The 18,201-nt window shown below is 60.6% G+C and carries 19 protein-coding genes; 10 read left to right on the top strand and 9 right to left on the bottom strand.

Going from position 1 to position 18,201, the window contains the following annotated elements; translation table 11 throughout:
- Positions 1-6: 6 nt before the first annotated feature.
- From ptsP to DJ564_RS06325, 6 genes are all read right to left on the bottom strand, one after another.
- Entirely contained in the window at positions 7-2,523 is a 2,517-nt protein-coding gene (gene ptsP, locus DJ564_RS06300; RefSeq protein WP_109628128.1) for a phosphoenolpyruvate--protein phosphotransferase, read from the bottom strand.
- Between the two features lie 35 nt (positions 2,524-2,558).
- On the bottom strand, positions 2,559-3,581 hold the full coding sequence (locus tag DJ564_RS06305; protein WP_109628129.1) for an SIS domain-containing protein: 1,023 nt from the start codon (positions 3,579-3,581) through the stop codon (positions 2,559-2,561).
- Positions 3,562-4,668, bottom strand: a complete 1,107-nt coding sequence (gene nagA / locus DJ564_RS06310) for an N-acetylglucosamine-6-phosphate deacetylase (RefSeq protein ID WP_109628130.1) — start codon at positions 4,666-4,668, stop codon at positions 3,562-3,564. The genes DJ564_RS06305 and nagA overlap by 20 nt, the downstream gene beginning before the upstream one ends.
- Positions 4,669-4,688: 20 nt before the next feature.
- The gene (locus DJ564_RS06315) at positions 4,689-5,420 is read right to left on the bottom strand and encodes a GntR family transcriptional regulator (RefSeq protein ID WP_010463034.1); all 732 of its coding nucleotides are present in this window, start codon (positions 5,418-5,420) and stop codon (positions 4,689-4,691) included.
- 456 nt (positions 5,421-5,876) lie between these two features.
- Entirely contained in the window at positions 5,877-6,380 is a 504-nt protein-coding gene (locus DJ564_RS06320) for a murein L,D-transpeptidase family protein (protein ID WP_109628131.1), read from the bottom strand.
- A 68-nt stretch (positions 6,381-6,448) separates the two neighbouring features.
- The gene (locus DJ564_RS06325) at positions 6,449-7,000 is read right to left on the bottom strand and encodes an NUDIX hydrolase (RefSeq protein ID WP_109628132.1); all 552 of its coding nucleotides are present in this window, start codon (positions 6,998-7,000) and stop codon (positions 6,449-6,451) included.
- Between the two features lie 146 nt (positions 7,001-7,146).
- Here DJ564_RS06325 and DJ564_RS06330 point away from each other — a divergent pair, with 146 nt between their 5' ends.
- The 5 genes from DJ564_RS06330 to purT all read left to right on the top strand — a co-directional run bounded on the left by DJ564_RS06330 (position 7,147) and on the right by purT (position 10,514).
- Positions 7,147-7,746 (top strand): CoA pyrophosphatase, encoded by a 600-nt coding sequence (locus DJ564_RS06330; protein ID WP_109628133.1) that lies wholly within the window; start codon positions 7,147-7,149, stop codon positions 7,744-7,746.
- Between the two features lie 55 nt (positions 7,747-7,801).
- Positions 7,802-8,326: a gamma carbonic anhydrase family protein gene (locus tag DJ564_RS06335; protein ID WP_007954617.1), complete on the top strand. Its 525-nt coding sequence runs from the start codon at positions 7,802-7,804 to the stop codon at positions 8,324-8,326.
- On the top strand, positions 8,323-8,538 hold the full coding sequence (locus DJ564_RS06340) for a DUF1289 domain-containing protein (protein WP_109628134.1): 216 nt from the start codon (positions 8,323-8,325) through the stop codon (positions 8,536-8,538). The genes DJ564_RS06335 and DJ564_RS06340 overlap by 4 nt, the downstream gene beginning before the upstream one ends.
- Before the next feature lie 227 nt (positions 8,539-8,765).
- Complete coding sequence (locus DJ564_RS06345) at positions 8,766-9,233, top strand: VUT family protein (RefSeq protein ID WP_109628135.1); 468 nt, start codon at positions 8,766-8,768, stop codon at positions 9,231-9,233.
- 99 nt (positions 9,234-9,332) lie between these two features.
- Positions 9,333-10,514, top strand: coding sequence for a formate-dependent phosphoribosylglycinamide formyltransferase (purT, locus tag DJ564_RS06350; protein WP_074879900.1), 1,182 nt, complete (start codon positions 9,333-9,335; stop codon positions 10,512-10,514).
- Positions 10,515-10,628: 114 nt separating this feature from the next.
- On the opposite strand, the gene DJ564_RS06355 is transcribed toward purT, so the two are convergent.
- From DJ564_RS06355 to DJ564_RS06365, 3 genes are all read right to left on the bottom strand, one after another.
- Complete coding sequence (locus tag DJ564_RS06355; protein WP_109628136.1) at positions 10,629-11,945, bottom strand: MFS transporter; 1,317 nt, start codon at positions 11,943-11,945, stop codon at positions 10,629-10,631.
- 401 nt (positions 11,946-12,346) lie between these two features.
- On the bottom strand, positions 12,347-13,582 hold the full coding sequence (locus DJ564_RS06360) for a transporter associated domain-containing protein (RefSeq protein ID WP_109628137.1): 1,236 nt from the start codon (positions 13,580-13,582) through the stop codon (positions 12,347-12,349).
- A gap of 12 nt (positions 13,583-13,594) precedes the next feature.
- Complete coding sequence (locus DJ564_RS06365) at positions 13,595-14,407, bottom strand: inner membrane protein YpjD (RefSeq protein ID WP_109628138.1); 813 nt, start codon at positions 14,405-14,407, stop codon at positions 13,595-13,597.
- Positions 14,408-14,617: 210 nt separating this feature from the next.
- On the opposite strand from DJ564_RS06365, the gene ffh reads away from it, so the two are divergent.
- The 5 genes from ffh to rplS all read left to right on the top strand — a co-directional run bounded on the left by ffh (position 14,618) and on the right by rplS (position 18,189).
- Complete coding sequence (ffh, locus tag DJ564_RS06370) at positions 14,618-15,994, top strand: signal recognition particle protein (protein ID WP_109628139.1); 1,377 nt, start codon at positions 14,618-14,620, stop codon at positions 15,992-15,994.
- A gap of 250 nt (positions 15,995-16,244) precedes the next feature.
- Complete coding sequence (gene rpsP / locus DJ564_RS06375) at positions 16,245-16,496, top strand: 30S ribosomal protein S16 (protein WP_007944872.1); 252 nt, start codon at positions 16,245-16,247, stop codon at positions 16,494-16,496.
- A gap of 5 nt (positions 16,497-16,501) precedes the next feature.
- Positions 16,502-17,038, top strand: a complete 537-nt coding sequence (gene rimM / locus DJ564_RS06380; protein ID WP_008014731.1) for a ribosome maturation factor RimM — start codon at positions 16,502-16,504, stop codon at positions 17,036-17,038.
- The gene (gene trmD / locus DJ564_RS06385; RefSeq protein ID WP_154503229.1) at positions 17,020-17,793 is read left to right on the top strand and encodes a tRNA (guanosine(37)-N1)-methyltransferase TrmD; all 774 of its coding nucleotides are present in this window, start codon (positions 17,020-17,022) and stop codon (positions 17,791-17,793) included. Before rimM ends, trmD begins: the two co-directional genes overlap by 19 nt.
- A gap of 45 nt (positions 17,794-17,838) precedes the next feature.
- Positions 17,839-18,189: a 50S ribosomal protein L19 gene (rplS, locus tag DJ564_RS06390; RefSeq protein ID WP_003175895.1), complete on the top strand. Its 351-nt coding sequence runs from the start codon at positions 17,839-17,841 to the stop codon at positions 18,187-18,189.
- Positions 18,190-18,201 lie beyond the last annotated feature (12 nt).

Raw genomic sequence — 18,201 nt, forward strand, 5'->3', positions numbered from 1 at the left:
TGTTATTCAGCTCAGAGGCCATTGCTGGTGACAGGCGTGACGCACCGCGCCGGCACTGCTCAGCTTGAGCAAGCCGTGGCTGATACGCCGGCATTCGGCAGCATCGAGGTGGCGCACGCGGTCCTTGATTTCACCGATCTGCACCGGGCTCACCGACAGCTCGCTGACGCCCAGGCCGATCAGAACGGGTGTGGCCAGCGGATCAGAGGCGAGAGCACCGCAGACGCCGACCCAACGGTTATGCACCGCCGCACCGGCGCAGGTCTGGGCGATCAGTCGCAGCAGCGCCGGATGCATCGCGTCGACGCGAGAGGCGAGACCCGCATGGTCGCGGTCCATCGCCAGGGTGTATTGCGACAAGTCGTTGGTGCCGATCGACAGGAAGTCCGAATGCTCTGCAAGCTGCTCGGCCAGCAATGCGGCGGCCGGGACTTCGATCATTACGCCCAGTTCGGGACGCTCACTCACACCGAGTTCAGTGCACAGCGCGTCGAGGCGCTGACGGATGTGCAACAGCTCATCGACCTCGGTGACCATCGGCAACAGGATCCGGCAGCGCGACAGCGGGCTGACGTGGAGCAGCGCGCGCAGTTGCTGATCGAGCAATTCTGGCCGCACCTGAGCCAGGCGAATACCGCGCAAGCCGAGTACCGGGTTGGCCTCGACCGGCAGCGGCAGGTAATCAAGTTGCTTGTCGCCACCGACGTCGATGGTGCGGATGATCACCGACTTGTCGCCCATGGCATCGAGCACGGCTTGATAGGCGACGTGTTGTTCCTGTTCGTCCGGTGCGGTGTTGCGGTCGACAAACAGAAACTCGGTGCGCAGCAGGCCGACGCCATCGGCGCCATTGGCCAGCGCATCGGCCGCTTCTGCGCTGGAGGCAACGTTAGCGGCGACTTCGATGTGCACACCGTCGAGTGTCAGTGCCGGGGTGTGAGCCTGAGATTGTTGAAGTGCGCGGCGTTGTTGATGATCGAGTTGTGCCTGATGCACCTCGGCAAGGCGTTCAGCAATCGGTGTCAATTCGAGACGACCTCCGTCGGCATCGAGCACAACGTCTTGGCCTTGCGGCTGATCCAGCAGCGCCGAACCCAGCGCTACCAGGCACGGCAAGCCTTTGCCTCGCGCCAGAATGGCGACATGCGAAGTCGCGCCGCCCTCGACCATGCACAACCCGGCGACCCCTTGCTCGCTCAGTTGCAGCAAGTCCGACGGCGTCAGTTCATGGGCGGCGACGATGGCGCCGGCCGGTACGTCGTAATGCCAGGCTTCGCCGAGCAGGGCACGCAGCACCCGTTGCTTGAGGTCGCGTAGATCGTTGGCGCGTTCGGCCAGCAATGCGCTGCCGAGTTGCTGGAGGACGTCGCACTGCGCGTCGATCGACTGGCTCCAGGCGTGCGTCGCGGCCATGCCTTGAGCGATGGAGACGTTGGCAGCGTCCAGCAGCGCCGGGTCTTCGAGCAAGGCGAGGTGCGCGGCGAAGATCGCTTCTTCGTCAGTGTTCTTGAGTTTCCTGGCCTGGGCCAGCGTGTGGTCGATTTCGCAGCGTACGGCGCTCAGCGCGGTATCGAGGGCGTGCAGTTGTTGCTCGGGGTCGTGGCTGCCGGCATCCACCGGCAGGCTGATGGCGTTCAAGCGAAACAACGGCCCACCGACCAGGCCGGGCGCGGCGCACACACCGTGCAGCACGCCGGCTTCAGCCGTCCGCTGACGTCGAATATTCGATGCAGGCGCGGCGGCGTGGCTGTCTTCGGCCAGCGCCGTGGACAAGGCGATCAGCAACGCTTGCATCGCCGCTTCGGCATCCGGGCCCTGGCAGCTGACCTGAACCTCGTCCTGCTCGCCGACGGCCAGGCTCATCAGGCCGATCAAGCTGTCGCAGGTTGCCGATTTGCCGGCGAAATGCAGCTGCGATTTGCTCTTGAAGCCTTGTGCGGTCTGGCGAATCAGCGCAGCCGGGCGAGCGTGCAGACCGCCACGATGGGCGACGCGAATGTGGCCGACAATCTCTTCACCTGAAAGCTCAACTTCAGCCTGCGTACCTGGCGCGTACCGGCGAATGATGTGCAGCAGCGGATCGCCGACTTTCACCGATTTCAACGTAATGGGCCGCGCCTGAAAGTCCTGGCTGTTGGTCAGGATCATCAGGCTGACCAGGCTTTTGCACTGCTGCGCGACCTTGTCCAGGTCATAGCGCAACAGCGGCTGGCCGTTGCAGACGCGCGCGCCTTCCTTGACCAGCATCGAGAAACCTTCACCCTGCAATTCGACGGTGTCGAGGCCCAGATGCAAGAGCAATTCGGCGCCGTTGTCGGCACGCAAGGTGACGGCGTGACCGCTGCGGGCGACGTGCACAACGACGCCGGCACACGGCGCGTGAAGGGTGTCGTTCAGCGGGTCGATGGCGATCCCGTCGCCCATGGCGCCGCTGGCGAACACCGAGTCCGGGACTTTGGCGAGCGTGAGCACCGGGCCGCTGAGCGGGGCGCTGAGGGTCAGCTCTTTATTGTTGTTATGCATGGCTCGGTCTCATCAGGAAATCGTTCGGGGCGGACTTAGTGCGTCCGCGTCACTTTGCTCAAATGGCGCGGTTGATCCGGGTCCATGCCACGGGCCACAGCCAAACCGGCTGCCATGACGTAGAAACTCTGGATCGCCAGAATCGGATCAAGGACCGGGTGCTCGGCGCAGCTCAGGGTGAGTTCGCGTTCGGCAATGTCATCCGGTGCCGCCAGCAGAACGCGAGCGCCGCGCTGGCGCATGTCTGCGGCGAGGCTCAGCAAACCGGCTTGCTCGGCACCGCGTGGTGCAAAAATCAGCAGCGGATAGTTTTCATCGATCAATGCCATCGGACCGTGACGCACTTCGGCGCTGCTGAAGGCTTCGGCCTGAATTGCCGAGGTTTCCTTGAATTTAAGGGCCGCTTCCTGAGCGATGGCAAAACCGGCGCCACGACCGATCACCATCAAACGCTGGCAATCGCGCAGGGCGTCAATGGCCAGGCTCCAATCCTGCTGCGCCGCTTCGCGCAGGCCCTCCGGCAAAGCGTTGCCGGCGTCCAGCAATTCCACGTCTTCCTTCCAATGGGCGATCAGCCGGGCGCTGGCACTGAGGCTGGCGATAAAACTCTTGGTCGCGGCGACGCTGCTTTCTGTACCGGCGCACAGCGGCAGGCTGAATTCGCAGGCCGCTTCCAGTGGCGAACTTTCGGCGTTGACCATGGAAATGCTCAAGGCGCCGCGTTTGCGCAACAGACGCATGCTGTTCACCAGGTCCGGGCTTTGCCCCGACTGCGAGAACGCAAACGCCACTTGCCCGCTGACCTTCAACGGTGCTTGCAGCATGGTCACCACCGACATCGGCAGCGACGCCACCGGAATGCCCAGTTGCTGCATGGTCAGGTAGGCGAAGTAACTGGCGGCATGGTCGGAGCTGCCGCGCGCGACGGTCATCGCCACTTGCGGCGGCTGACGACGCAGGCGCCCGGCGATCTCGAGCATCTGCGGGTCGAGTTGCTGCAATTGGGCTTGCACGGCCTCGAACGAGGACAGCGCCTCTTCAAGCATTTTTGAAGTCAATGTCTTCTCCTTCGACCATGACGGCGGTGAGTGTGAGTGAGCGATCCAGCCGCACGCAGTCGGCCCAGCTGCCCGGTTGCAGGCGACCGCGTTCGGTGAGGCCGAGGTAGTCGGCGGGGAATTGCGAAAGACGTTGCGACGCCTCGGCGATCGGCAGACCGATCTTCACCAGATTGCGCAGCGCCTGATCCATGGTCAGCGTGCTGCCCGCCAGGGTGCCGTCGGGCAAGCGCACGCCACCCAGGCACTTGGTGACCGTGTGGCTGCCGAGCTTGTATTCACCGTCGGGCATGCCGGCAGCGGCGGTGGAATCCGTCACGCAATACAGGCAGGGAATCGCGCGCAGGGCCACCCGCATGGCGCCGGGATGCACGTGCAGCAAATCCGGAATCAGCTCGGCGTATTTGGCGTGGGCCAGCGCCGCACCGACGATGCCTGGCTCGCGGTGATGCAGCGGGCTCATGGCGTTGTAGAGGTGAGTGAAACTGCTGGCACCGGCCGCCAGCGCGGCGACGCCTTCCTCGTAACTGCCCAGGGTGTGGCCGATCTGCATGCGGATGCCGCGTGCACTGAGGGTGCGGATCAAGGCATCGTGACCGGCGATTTCCGGGGCGATGGTGATCACCCGGATCGGTGCCAGCGCCAGGTACTCCTCGACTTCGGCCATCAACGCGGTGTGGGCGAAATTCGGCTGGGCGCCGAGTTTGCCGGGGTTGATGTACGGGCCTTCCAGGTGCACGCCAAGCACTCGGGCGCAGCCTGTTGGCCGCTGCTCGCAGAACTCGCCGACGGCTTTGAGCACGCTGGAAATCTCTTCCGGCGGCGCGGTCATGGTGGTCGCCAGCAGCGACGTAGTGCCGAAGCGCACGTGGGTTTTGCTGATGGTTTCGAAGGCGGATGCGCCTTCCATGATGTCTTTGCCGCCGCCGCCGTGAACGTGCAGGTCGATGAAACCGGGCAGCAGATAAGGCAAGTCGTTGTCGGCCGGCTCGCAGGGCACGCCGTCGATGGACACGACCTTGCCGTGTTCGTGAATCAGCCGGCCGCGAACCCAGCCGTGGGCGGTGAGGATGTTGTCTTCGGACATGATCGGTTCTCGTTGCTTGATTAGCGGCGAAGCTCTGCGACAAAGTCGTAGTAGTCGTTGCGGCAGTAGGTGTCGGTGACTTCGATCGGTGTGTTGTCTTCCAGGTAGCCGACCCGGGTCATCAGCAGCATGGCGGTGCCGGGGGCGATGCCGACGAGGGCGGCGAATTCGTCCGAGGCGTTGATCGCCTGGATGTGCTGCAACGCGCGGACGATCGGCTTGCCGATACCGTCGAGGTATTCGTAGAGGGAGTCGCCCACCGCTTGCGGCTTGGGAATGATCGAGGCGGGCAGGGTGCTCATCTCGATCGCCATCACCGTGTCGTCGGCTTTGCGCAGGCGTTTGAGGCGCGCGACCTTGTCATTGGGCGAGAGGCCCAGGCGGATCAGTTCTTCGTGGGTCGGCGGGGTGATCTCGCGTTCCAGCCATTGCGAGCCGGGCACGAAACCCTTGAGGCGCAGCATTTCGCTGAAACCCGAGAGGCGCGACAGCGGTTGTTCCAGGCGTGGCGTGATGAATGTGCCGGAACCTTGATTGCGGCGGATCAGGCCTTGCTCGAACAACACTTCCAGCGCCTTGCGGGCGGTGACGCGGGAAATGCCCAGCAACTCGCTCAGGTTGCGTTCCGAGGGCATTGCCTGCTCGGCTTTCCATTGGCCGGCATGAATCGCCGCTTCCAGATTGCGCGCCAGTTGCAGGTACAACGGCGTGGGCTGGGTGTCGTCAGGGCGTAGGGCCTGGAGGTCGTTCATGTCAGGAATGTCCGATGCGGATATTGGAGTGTTGTGTTCCGCGAATGGCCGGAAATTAATACCACTTGAATACCATGTCAATGCCAGTACTTTGCTGTTGGCGCAGTTAAGCCTGACCTGTTGGCCGGTTATGAAGGCCGTTGGTTTTAAGTGGTATTAGAGGTGGGGATTTTGAGCGCAAAGATCGCAGCCTGCGGTAACGCTTGCCGAGAGGATTGGTATCTTCCCGGCAGGCATTACCGCAGGCTGCGATCTTTTGAATTTATTTTTCGAGGAGCGACCGAAGGTAGCGCTCGGAAGACGGAATCAGAGGCTACAGGATACTTTTGTGGCGAGGGAGCTTGCTCCCGCTGGGTCGCGAAGCGGCCCCCAAAAATGATCTGACACCGCATTCGCTGATTTGAGGGCTGCTTCGCAGCCCAGCGGGAGCAAGCTCCCTCGCCACAGGTTACGGGGTTACGGACGAATCTCGATCATCGTGCCATCCGGCACCAGGCCCCACACTTCACGCATGTCCATGTTGCGCATGGCAATGCAGCCGTCGGTCCAGTCCAGGGTGTGGAACAGATCTTCCGGGTTTTCTTCGGTGTCCGGCGTGCCGTGGATCATGATCATGCCACCAGGCTCGACGCCTTCACGCCGGGCGCGGGCAGAGTCGCTGATGTTCGGGTAGGAGATGTGCATCGACAGATTGAATTTATCGCTGACCTTGCGCCAGTCCAGCCAATAGAAACCTTCAGGCGTGCGTCTATCGCCTTCCATCAGTTTTTGGCCTTTCGGGTTTCTGCCCAGGGAAATGCGATAGGTCTTGAGCGGCTTGCCGTCATTGATCAATTGCAATTGATGGGCGGACTTGAGCACCAGAACTTTTTCGATGACTTTGCCGTTCAGGGTTTCCGCAACGGAAGCCTGTGACAGGGCGACGAACGACAAGCAAAACACGGCAAGCAACCAGCGCATTGAAACGATATCCCTGAAAGGTGTCGCGACTATTTAGTTAGTTATAGGTGATTTTGGAGCCAGGAGCTTTAGGTGATGGCAGGCTGGACAAGCGGCGGGATCGACTCGGACCGCACGGGGTAGACCTCGGTCCGCCGGTCAGCGAAGAAGTATTCTAAGGTACGGCCCACCGTGCGGAAAGCCAACTCGGACCACGGGATATCGGCTTCGTCGAAAAGCTGCACTTCCAGGCTCTCGGGACCGGCGGAAAAATCCGGGTCCACCAGCTCCGCGCGAAAGAACACATGCACTTGGCTAATGTGCGGCACGTCGATCAACGTGTAGATGCTCAGGTTGCGCACCCGCGCGCAGGCTTCTTCAGCGGTTTCGCGAATGGCCGCCTGCTCGATGGTTTCGCCGTTCTCCATGAAACCGGCGGGCAGGGTCCAGTAACCGAGCCGAGGCTCGATGGCGCGCCGGCACAGCAACACTTTCGAGCCCCAGGTCGCCACGCAACCGGCGACGATATTGGGGTTCTGGTAGTGAATCGCCTGACAGCTGTCGCAGACATAACGCAGGCGCGAATCGCCTTCGGGGATACGCTGGGTGACCGGGTTGCCGCACTGACTGCAAAATTTCATACGGGGGTTCCTGAATGCTGCGCCTATCTTGGCGTGCGGCGGTGCCTGTCGGCAAGTTGTCGTTTAGCGACATGCAGTGGTTATGGGGTTGGGCGGCCGGTGTGATTGGTGCATGATGCAAGGTAGCGAATAAATCGAGAAGACTCATGCTGGACGAGCTACTTCACCGGGTTAGCAACCACACGCCGCGTACCCTGGAAACCGATCGACGTTTCCCCGAAGCCGCAGTGCTGGTGCCCATCACCCGCAGCGACGAACCGGAACTGATTCTGACCCTGCGTGCCAGCGGGCTTTCGACCCATGGCGGCGAAGTCGCCTTCCCTGGCGGGCGGCGCGATCCGGAAGACCCGGACCTGGTGTTCACCGCGCTTCGGGAGGCCGAAGAAGAAATCGGCTTGCCGCCTGGCCTGGTCGAAGTGATCGGACCGCTGAGCCCGCTAATCTCCCTGCACGGCATCAAGGTCACGCCTTATGTCGGGGTGATTCCGGATTTTGTCGAATACCTGGCCAACGATGCCGAGATCGCTGCGGTGTTCAGTGTGCCTCTGGAGTTCTTCCGCGAGGATCCTCGGGAACATACTCACCGCATCGATTACCAGGGGCGCAGTTGGTACGTGCCGAGTTATCGTTACGGCGAATACAAAATCTGGGGCCTGACGGCGATCATGATCGTCGAGTTGATCAACCTGCTCTATGACGCCGACATCAGCCTGCACCACCCACCCAAAAGCTTCATCAATACTTGAAGCCATCGTTCGTATGGCGTGAAACGCGGCTGCCTGAGCCTTTGAGGAAAACAAGATGAAATATCGCCTGGGCGACGCCCGCGTCGAAACCCATCCGCAGAGCTGGGTCGCACCCAATGCCGTGCTGGTGGGCAAGGTCAAGCTGGAAGAGGGCGCCAACGTCTGGTTCAACGCCGTGTTGCGTGGCGACAATGAATTGATCCTGATCGGCAAGAACAGCAACGTCCAGGACGGGACGGTTATGCACACCGACATGGGCTACCCGCTGACCATCGGCACCGGCGTGACCATCGGCCACAACGCCATGCTTCACGGCTGCACCGTGGGCGATTACAGCCTGATCGGTATTAATGCGGTGATTCTCAATGGCGCGAAGATCGGCAAAAACTGCATCATCGGCGCCAACTCACTGATCGGCGAGGGCAAGGAGATTCCCGACGGTTCGCTGGTCATGGGCTCGCCGGGCAAAGTGGTTCGTGAGTTGACCGAGCCGCAAAAGAAGATGCTCGAGGCCAGCGCTGCGCACTATGTGCATAACTCGCAGCGTTATGCCCGTGATCTGGTTGAGCAGGAAGAATGAACGCCACCGAACGACCGGTTCTTTCGCCGTGCGTGAACATTTGTGCGCTGGATGAGGATGATATCTGCACCGGGTGTCAGCGCACGGTCGAGGAGATCACGCGCTGGAGCCGGATGGACAACGAAGAGCGCCGCAAGGTGTTGGGGTTGTGTCATGAGCGGGCGAAGTCGAGTGGGTTGATCTGGATGTTGCCTTCCAAATCTGATTCCTGAGTTTTGTGAGCTTTTGTGGCTGATGAGGTTTTTTGTGGCGAGGGAGCTTGCTCCCGCTGGGCTGCGAAACAGCCCCATAGCTGACAAACACATTCAACCTGACACACCGCGCGCCCTGACTTCAGGGCCGCTGCGCGACCCAGCGGGAGCAAGCTCCCTCGCCACAGGTTATTTGTAAACCCGAGATGGTAATCTGTGCGCCAAATTGACAGGTATCCCGCCACCCCATGCTCTTCCTGATCGCCTACATCAGCAGCGTCGTGCTGATCAATTACGCCTTTTCCACCGCCCCGCACCTGGACGTCATCTGGTCGGCCTGGGGCGGGTTGGTGTTTGTCCTGCGCGACATGGTGCAAACCCGCTTCGGCCATGGCGCCATCGCGGCGATGCTCGCGGCGCTGGTCCTGTCCTATGTCACGTCCGATCCGTCCATCGCGTTGGCCAGCGCCACGGCGTTCGCGGTGTCCGAGTGCATCGACTGGCTGGTGTTCAGCATCACCAAACGCCCGTTGCACGATCGTCTGTGGATAAGTTCGGCCCTGAGCATTCCCCTCGATACGTTTATCTTCTTCGGCATGATCGACGCCTTCACCCCGGCCGTGATTCTTACCGCCATGGGCTCCAAGTTCGCGGGCGTGACGGTCGTGTGGCTGATCATGGCCTGGCGCTTGCGCAAACAGGCCGTCGCCAGCTGAAGCCAAACCCTTCGGTTCATGTAAAATGCCGCGCTTTCTCCCCATGGGAAGCGCGCGTGGCGCTGCATCCCTCGATGATCCGCTTCTTGAGGACCTGAGATGACCCGTATCGGAACTCCATTGTCGCCAACCGCGACCCGCGTATTGCTGTGTGGCTGTGGTGAGTTGGGCAAGGAAGTGGTGATCGAGCTGCAACGCCTGGGCGTTGAAGTGATTGCCGTCGACCGTTACGCCAACGCGCCGGCCATGCAAGTTGCGCATCGCAGCCATGTGATCAACATGCTCGACGGCGCCGCCCTGCGTGCCGTAATCGAAGCCGAGAAGCCGCACTTCATCGTGCCGGAAATCGAAGCCATCGCCACCGCAACCCTCGTGGAACTGGAAGCCGAAGGCTTCACCGTGATCCCGACCGCGCGCGCCGCGCAGTTGACCATGAACCGTGAAGGCATCCGTCGTCTGGCCGCTGAAGAGCTGGACCTGCCGACCTCGCCGTACCATTTCGCCGACACCTTCGAGGACTACAGCAAGGCTGTCGAAGATCTCGGTTTCCCGTGCGTGGTCAAGCCAGTCATGAGTTCGTCGGGCAAAGGCCAGAGCCTGCTGCGCAGCGCCGATGATGTGAAAACCGCTTGGGATTACGCACAAGAAGGCGGCCGTGCCGGTAAAGGTCGCGTGATCGTCGAAGGCTTTATCGACTTCGACTACGAAATCACCTTGCTGACCGTACGTCACGTCGGTGGTACGACCTTCTGCGCGCCAGTCGGTCACCGTCAGGAGAAGGGCGACTATCAGGAATCCTGGCAGCCACAAGCCATGAGCCCGATTGCCCTGGCTGAATCCGAGCGTGTTGCCAAAGCCGTCACCGAAGCGCTGGGTGGCCGTGGTCTGTTTGGTGTCGAGCTATTCATCAAAGGTGATCAGGTGTGGTTCAGCGAAGTCTCGCCGCGTCCGCATGACACCGGTCTGGTGACCCTGATTTCTCAGGACCTGTCGCAGTTCGCGTTGCACGCACGGGCGATCCTGGGCCTGCCGATTCCGTTGATCCGCCAGTTCGGACCATCGGCTTCGGCGGTGATTCTGGTGGAAGGGCAGTCGACCCAGACCGCTTTCGCCAACCTCGGTGCTGCGTTGAGCGAGCCGGATACGGCGTTGCGTCTGTTCGGTAAGCCAGAGGTGAATGGTCAGCGTCGGATGGGTGTTGCGTTGGCGCGGGATGAGTCGATCGAGGCTGCCCGGGCTAAAGCGACCCGTGCTTCTCAGGCTGTTGTTGTAGAGCTGTAAACCGAGGGGCGGCAATCGCTAGCAGGCTAGCTCCCACAGAGTTATTGGTTGGTCACAAATTTTGTGTACACCCAATTTCCATGTGGGAGCCAGCCTGCTGGCGATGCTTCTGATTCAGGCAACCCGATTCAGATCGTTATGCCGCGTCTCCTTCAGGCACAGCACCGCAATCAAGCTCAACACCGCCGCCCCCGACACATACCCGCCGACATAACTCAAACCGCCCATCGCCACCAATTTCTGCGCGAAGAACGGCGCCGCCGAGGCTCCGACGATGCCGCCCAGGTTGTAGGCTGCCGACGCGCCGGTATAGCGCACATGCGTGGGAAACAGCTCCGGCAGCAGCGCGCCCATCGGCGCAAACGTCACGCCCATCAGAAACAGCTCGATGCACAGGAACAGCGCCACGCTCCAGGTCGAGCCTTGGGTCAGCAGCGGTTCCATCAAGAACCCCGACAGAATCGCCAGCACGCCGCCAATGATCAGCACCGGTTTACGCCCGTAACGGTCGCTGGCCCAGGCTGACAACGGCGTCGCGGCGGCCATGAACAACACGGCGAAGCACAGCAGGCCGAGGAAGGTTTCGCGGCTGTAGCCGAGTGTCGCCACGCCATAACTCAGCGAAAACACCGTCGAGATGTAGAACAGCGCGTAGCACACCACCATCGACCCGGCCCCCAACAGCATCGGCGCCCAGTACTGGCTGAACAGCTCGACCAGCGGGATCTTTACGCGCTCCTGACGGGCCATGGCGTTGGCAAACACTGGGGTTTCGTGGAGTTTCAGTCGAACATACAAACCCACCATCACCAATGCGGCGCTGAGCAGGAACGGAATCCGCCAGCCCCACGAGCGGAACTGCTCGTCATCCAGGGTCATCGCCAAGGTAAGGAACAAGCCGTTCGCCGCCAGAAATCCGATCGACGGACCGAGCTGCGGGAACATGCCGAACCAGGCGCGTTTGCCTTTGGGCGCATTCTCCGTCGCCAGCAGCGCCGCACCGCCCCATTCACCGCCCAGCCCCAAGCCTTGGCCGAAACGCAGCACACAGAGCAGGATCGGCGCCCAGGCCCCGATGCTGTCGTAACCCGGCAGCACGCCGATCAGCGTGGTGCACACGCCCATCAACAGCAACGAAGCGACCAGTGTCGATTTGCGCCCGATGCGGTCACCGAAGTGGCCAAACAGCGCCGAGCCCAATGGTCGTGCGAGGAAGGCGATGCCGAAGGTGAGGAACGCCGACAGCATCTGGGCGGTGCCGGAGGTCTGCGGAAAGAACACCGGACCGATCACCAGCGCAGCGGCGGTGGCGTAGACGTAAAAGTCGTAAAACTCGATGGCCGTGCCGATAAAACTCGCCGTCGCCACGCGGGTGGCGGAGTTCGTCGGTTGCGCGGGCGTGGTTTCGGTATAAGTCGTGCTGGTCGTCATGCGGTTATCCCTGACAGTCATGTGCCCCAGTGGAGCGAATTATTATGGTCGAACACCCAGGGATGTGGGAGTGAGGCGCGGCCGCTGTTCAAGGTAGGAACAGTCGTCGGTGTAGTGCGGAAATTGCCGATGGTCTGGCCGGAACCTGCTGCGTGCGGGGTAAGCACGTGGCCCGGCGGGGCTTGGGTAAGCGGATTCGATTATAGGAAGGTGGCTAACGATCAAACAAGTGTCGCGGGCAGAGTGATGGCTTTTGTGGCGAGGGAGCTTGCTCCCGCTCGGGCGCGCAGCGGCCGCAAATGGCTGGATGCGTTCTTCAGGATGGTCGCTGCGTCTGTTATCGGGCCTGCTTCGCAGTCCAGCAGGAGAAAGCTCCCTCGCCACAGGTCGGGTGTCAGGGTTTAGATAACGACTGGCACCGAGCTGGTATGCCAGATCAAAACCTGAGTGACACGATTGTCTTCCGTCTCCAGAATCTCCAGCCGATAACGCCCGATCTTCAGGCACACCGCACTGTCCGGAATCGTCTCCAGCGCCTCGGTCACCAGACCGTTGAGGGTCTTAGGACCGTCGCTGGGCAGGTGCCAGCCCAGGCTCTTGTTCAATTCGCGAATCGACGCGGCACCTTCGATCATCAGGCGCCCATCGGCCTGCGGGTGGATGTGCGGGTTTTCCAGGCTGTGCTGGCTTTCGAATTCGCCGACGATTTCTTCGAGAATGTCTTCCAGGGTCACGATGCCGAGCACTTCGCCGTACTCGTCAACCACCATGCCCAGTCGACGCTGCTGCTTGTGGAAATTCAGCAGTTGCAACTGCAGCGGCGTGCTTTCCGGCACGAAGTACGGTTCGTGGCTGGCGGCCAGCAGCGCTTCGAGGGTCAGGCTCGCGTTGGGCAGCATATGGCGGATCTGCCGAGTGTTGAGCACCGCTTCGACCTGGTTGATGTCGCTGTGGAACACCGGCAGGCGGGTGCGCTTGTTGTTGCGCAATTGCTCGATGATCTCTTCCAGGGAGTCGTCGAGGTTGATCCCGTCGACGTCACTGCGCGGCACCAGGATGTCGTTGACCGTGATGTTGTCGAGCGCATGGATGCCCGAGAGCGGGTGTGGGCGGCAGACGGCTTGATCGAGCTCGTCTTTACGGTCGTTCGGGGCTTCGTCTTCACTCTGTTGCACCACTTTGACTTTGCGGGCAAACGGTCGCATCAGCAGTTGAGTGAAGCCGTTGAGCAGCCACGCGGCCGGGTAGATGATTTTCAGTGGCGCGCCGAGCAACGTGTTGCCCAGGGCCAGGACTGCGTCGGGATAGCGCACGGCGAGGGTGCGCGGCAGGTAATCGGCGAACACCAGAAGCGCGACCCCGGCACCCAGGCAGGCAACCCACGGCCCGTTTTCTGCCCAGATGAAAATCGCCAGCAAGGTGCTGATGACCACCGCCAGAGCGCGGCACAGGGTATTGCAGAAGATCAGGCTGTTGATCGGGAAGCTCAGTTTCGCGACCGGTTTGTCGCCGGAGCGCGAGGCGGTTCGTTGCGCCAGCAAGTGCTGTTGCGCCGTTTCGATGGCGGTAAAAAGCCCCGACCATAAAATCAGCAGGGCCACTACCGCGAGCATCGGCCCTATGGGCAAGTCGTCCATTAATGCCGCCCGTCAGATGTGCAGGATGTATTCACGGACCAGCTTACTGCCGAAGTACGCCAGCATCAGCAGGCAGAAACCGGCGAGGGTCCAGCGAATGGCCTTGTGTCCGCGCCAGCCGAGGCGGTTACGGCCCCAAAGCAGCACGCTGAAGACGATCCAGGCCAGGCAAGCCAGCAGGGTTTTGTGCACCAGGTGCTGGGCAAACAGGTTGTCGACGAACAGCCAGCCGGACAGCAACGACAGCGACAGCAGGGTCCAGCCGGCCCAGAGAAAGCCAAACAGCAGGCTTTCCATGGTTTGCAGCGGCGGGAAGTTCTTGATCAGCCCCGATGGGTGCTTGTGCTTGAGCTGGTGGTCCTGGACCAGCAGCAACAAGGCCTGAAACATCGCGATGGTGAACATGCCGTAGGCGAGGATCGATAGCAGGATGTGCGCGAGGATGCCCGGCTCTTCATCGATGACCTGCACCGTGCCTGCGGGGGCGAACTGTGCAAGCAGCACCGTGGCGGCACCGAGCGGGAACAGCAATATAAGCAGGTTCTCCACCGGTATCCGCGAACAAGCCAGCAGGGTCAGGGCGATGACCGCTGCGGCAATCAGGCTGGCAGCACTGAAAAAGTCCAGGCCCAGGCCGATCGGGGTCAGCAGGTGGGTGAAAAGGCTGGCGCTGTGAGCCAGCACGGCCAATACGCCGAGCGTGACCAGCAGGCGTTTGTTCGCCTTGGCGCCGGTGGCCAGACGAGTGCCTTGATAGATAGTCGCAGCGGCATATAAGCAGGCGGCGGCGAGGGTAGTCAGCAAACTGGGTGACAAGGGGAGCATAAATCCTGTTAGGCAAGCCCGAAAGGCGCTGAGTTTGGCATAGAACCCCCGCAGCACGAAAGACCATGCAACCTGACGACGAGGTGTCCGCCAGACGCAGTCTTCGCTATAATCCGCGACCTGCCCACGCCGCAGGCTCGCCGAGCACATGTTTATTCCGGTCTGGGCCGCCATTATCCCGGTCTACACAGGGCCTGAAAGGATCGCGCAATGTTTGAAAACTTAACCGACCGTCTCTCGCAGACGCTGCGCCATGTCACCGGCAAGGCCAAGCTGACCGAGGACAACATCAAAGACACCCTGCGCGAAGTGCGCATGGCGTTGCTCGAAGCCGACGTCGCCTTGCCGGTGGTGAAAGACTTCGTCAATTCGGTCAAGGAGCGCGCCGTCGGCACCGAGGTGTCACGCAGCCTGACGCCGGGCCAGGCCTTCGTGAAGATCGTCCAGGCCGAACTCGAAAGCCTGATGGGCGCCGCCAACGAAGATTTGAACCTGAGCGCCCTTCCGCCAGCCGTCGTGCTGATGGCCGGTTTGCAGGGTGCGGGTAAAACCACCACGGCCGGTAAACTTGCGCGCTTCCTTAAAGAGCGCAAGAAGAAGTCGGTCATGGTCGTGTCCGCGGACGTTTACCGTCCGGCGGCGATCAAGCAGCTGGAAATGCTTGCCGGTGAAGTCGGCGTCACCTTCTTCCCGTCCGACCTGAGCCAGAAGCCGGTCGAGATCGCGCAAGCGGCTATTAAAGAAGCGAAGCTTAAGTTTATTGATGTGGTCATCGTCGATACCGCCGGTCGTCTGCATATCGATGAAGAGATGATGGGCGAGATCAAGGCGTTGCACGCCGCGATCAACCCGGTCGAAACCCTGTTCGTGGTCGACGCCATGACCGGCCAGGATGCTGCCAACACGGCCAAGGCCTTCGGCGACGCATTGCCGCTGACCGGTGTGATCCTGACCAAGGTCGACGGCGACGCCCGTGGCGGTGCCGCCCTGTCGGTGCGTGCCATCACCGGCAAGCCGATCAAGTTCATCGGTATGGGCGAGAAGAGCGAAGCGCTCGAACCGTTCCACCCTGAGCGTATCGCTTCGCGCATCCTCGGCATGGGCGACGTGCTCAGCCTGATCGAACAGGCCGAAGCGACCCTCGACAAGGACAAGGCCGACAAACTGGCCAAGAAGCTGAAGAAGGGCAAGGGCTTCGACCTCGAAGACTTCCGCGATCAGCTGCAACAGATGAAGAACATGGGCGGCCTTGGCGGCCTCATGGACAAACTGCCGAACATCGGTGGTGTCAATCTGGCGCAAATGGGCAATGCCCAGGGCGCGGCAGAGAAGCAGTTCAAGCAGATGGAAGCCATCATCAATTCCATGACTCCGGCCGAGCGCCGCGACCCTGAGCTGATCAGCGGTTCGCGCAAACGCCGGATTGCCATGGGTTCCGGCACGCAGGTGCAGGACATCGGTCGCTTGATCAAGCAGCACAAGCAGATGCAGAAGATGATGAAGAAATTCTCCGCGAAAGGCGGAATGGCCAAGATGATGCGCGGCATGGGCGGTATGTTGCCCGGCGGCGGCATGCCGAAAATGTAAAGAATTCGCGCCGGCATCTATGTCGGCGCTAACCCACAGGGACGTGGGATCAACAGCAAACCCGCACTTGGCGGGAGCTGACTGGCCGTTTTCAACGACGGCTCTATAGCAAATCTTGATGGCGACCGAAAGGCCGTCGGAAAAAGTCATTTGCAAAAGTCCGGATATTCCTTAGAATATGCGGCCTTTCGGGCACCTATGCCCGCTGTGCCTTTAGATTTGCAGCACCGACTACAGGAACGATGTTCACATGCTAACAATCCGTCTTGCCCTTGGCGGCTCCAAAAAGCGCCCGTTTTACCACTTGACCGTAACCGACAGCCGCAACCCGCGCGACGGTTCGCACAAGGAACAGGTTGGTTTCTTCAACCCTGTTGCTCGTGGTCAAGAAGTCCGTCTGTCCGTGAACCAAGAGCGCGTAGCCTACTGGCTGAGCGTTGGTGCACAGCCTTCTGAGCGTGTTGCTCAGTTGTTGAAGGACGCTGCTAAGGCTGCGGCCTGAGCAATATGAACGCGACGCCTGCTGTTGCTGATGATTTGATCGTTATCGGCAAGATTTATTCTGTTCACGGCGTTCGCGGCGAAGTGAAGGTTTATTCCTTTACTGATCCGACTGAAAACCTGTTGCAGTACAAAACCTGGACGCTCAAGCGCGAAGGCAATGTGAAACAGGTCGAGCTGGTCAGCGGACGCGGGAACGACAAGTTCCTGGTCGCAAAGCTCAAGGGTCTTGATGATCGTGAAGAAGCTCGTCTTCTGGCCGGTTATGAGATCTGCGTGCCGCGCAACCTGTTCCCTGAATTGACCGACGGCGAGTACTACTGGTACCAGCTGGAAGGTCTGAAGGTTATTGATCAACTCGGGCAATTGCTCGGGAAAATCGATCATCTTCTGGAAACCGGCGCCAATGATGTAATGGTGGTCAAGCCTTGCGCTGGCAGCCTGGATGATCGCGAACGCCTGTTGCCCTATACCGAGCAATGCGTGTTGGCCGTCGACCTTGCCGCAGGCGAGATGAAGGTGGAATGGGATGCGGACTTCTAAGCGTGGCTAACTTGCGCGTAGAAGTGATCAGTTTGTTTCCCGAGATGTTCTCCGCCATCAGCGAGTACGGCATCACCAGTCGTGCGGTGAAACAGGGGCTGTTGCAGCTCACCTGTTGGAATCCGCGAGACTACACGACGGATCGACATCACACTGTGGACGATCGCCCATTTGGCGGTGGCCCGGGCATGGTGATGAAGATCAAGCCCCTGGAAGATGCTCTGGTTCAGGCCAAGGCAGCAGCCGGGGAGGCGGCGAAGGTGATTTACCTGTCCCCCCAAGGCCGTCAACTGACTCAGTCGGCGGTACGCGAGTTGGCGAATCTGGATGCATTGATCCTGATTGCCGGCCGCTATGAAGGCATTGACGAGCGTTTCATTGAAGCTCATGTCGATGAAGAGTGGTCGATTGGCGACTATGTACTGTCTGGCGGCGAGCTGCCGGCGATGGTCCTGATCGATGCGGTTACACGACTGCTGCCTGGAGCTTTAGGGCATGCGGACTCCGCCGAGGAAGATTCCTTTACGGATGGTTTGCTGGATTGCCCGCACTACACCCGACCGGAGGTGTATGCGGATCAGCGTGTTCCCGACGTATTGCTAAGTGGCAATCACGCGCATATCCGGCGTTGGCGTTTACAGCAGTCCCTTGGTAGGACCTTTGAACGACGCGCCGATCTTCTGGAAAGCCGCTCGCTTTCTGGAGAAGAGAAGAAGCTGCTCGAGGAATACATCCGCGAGCGGGACGATAGTTAACAACGTATCGATGGTAGATCCGACGATCTACCTTAGGAGCACAGCATGACTAACAAAATCATCCTTGCACTCGAAGCAGAGCAGATGACCAAAGAGATCCCTACCTTTGCCCCGGGCGACACCATTGTCGTTCAGGTGAAAGTGAAGGAAGGCGACCGTTCGCGTCTGCAAGCGTTCGAAGGTGTTGTTATCGCCAAGCGTAACCGCGGCGTAAACAGTGCTTTCACCGTTCGTAAAATCTCCAACGGTGTTGGCGTAGAGCGTACTTTCCAGACCTACAGCCCGCAAATCGACAGCATGGCCGTTAAACGTCGCGGTGACGTACGTAAAGCCAAGCTGTACTACCTGCGTGACCTGTCCGGTAAAGCAGCTCGCATCAAGGAAAAACTGGCTTAAGTCCAGCTTCCG

Source organism: Pseudomonas sp. 31-12, from assembly GCF_003151075.1.
GTDB lineage: Bacteria > Pseudomonadota > Gammaproteobacteria > Pseudomonadales > Pseudomonadaceae > Aquipseudomonas.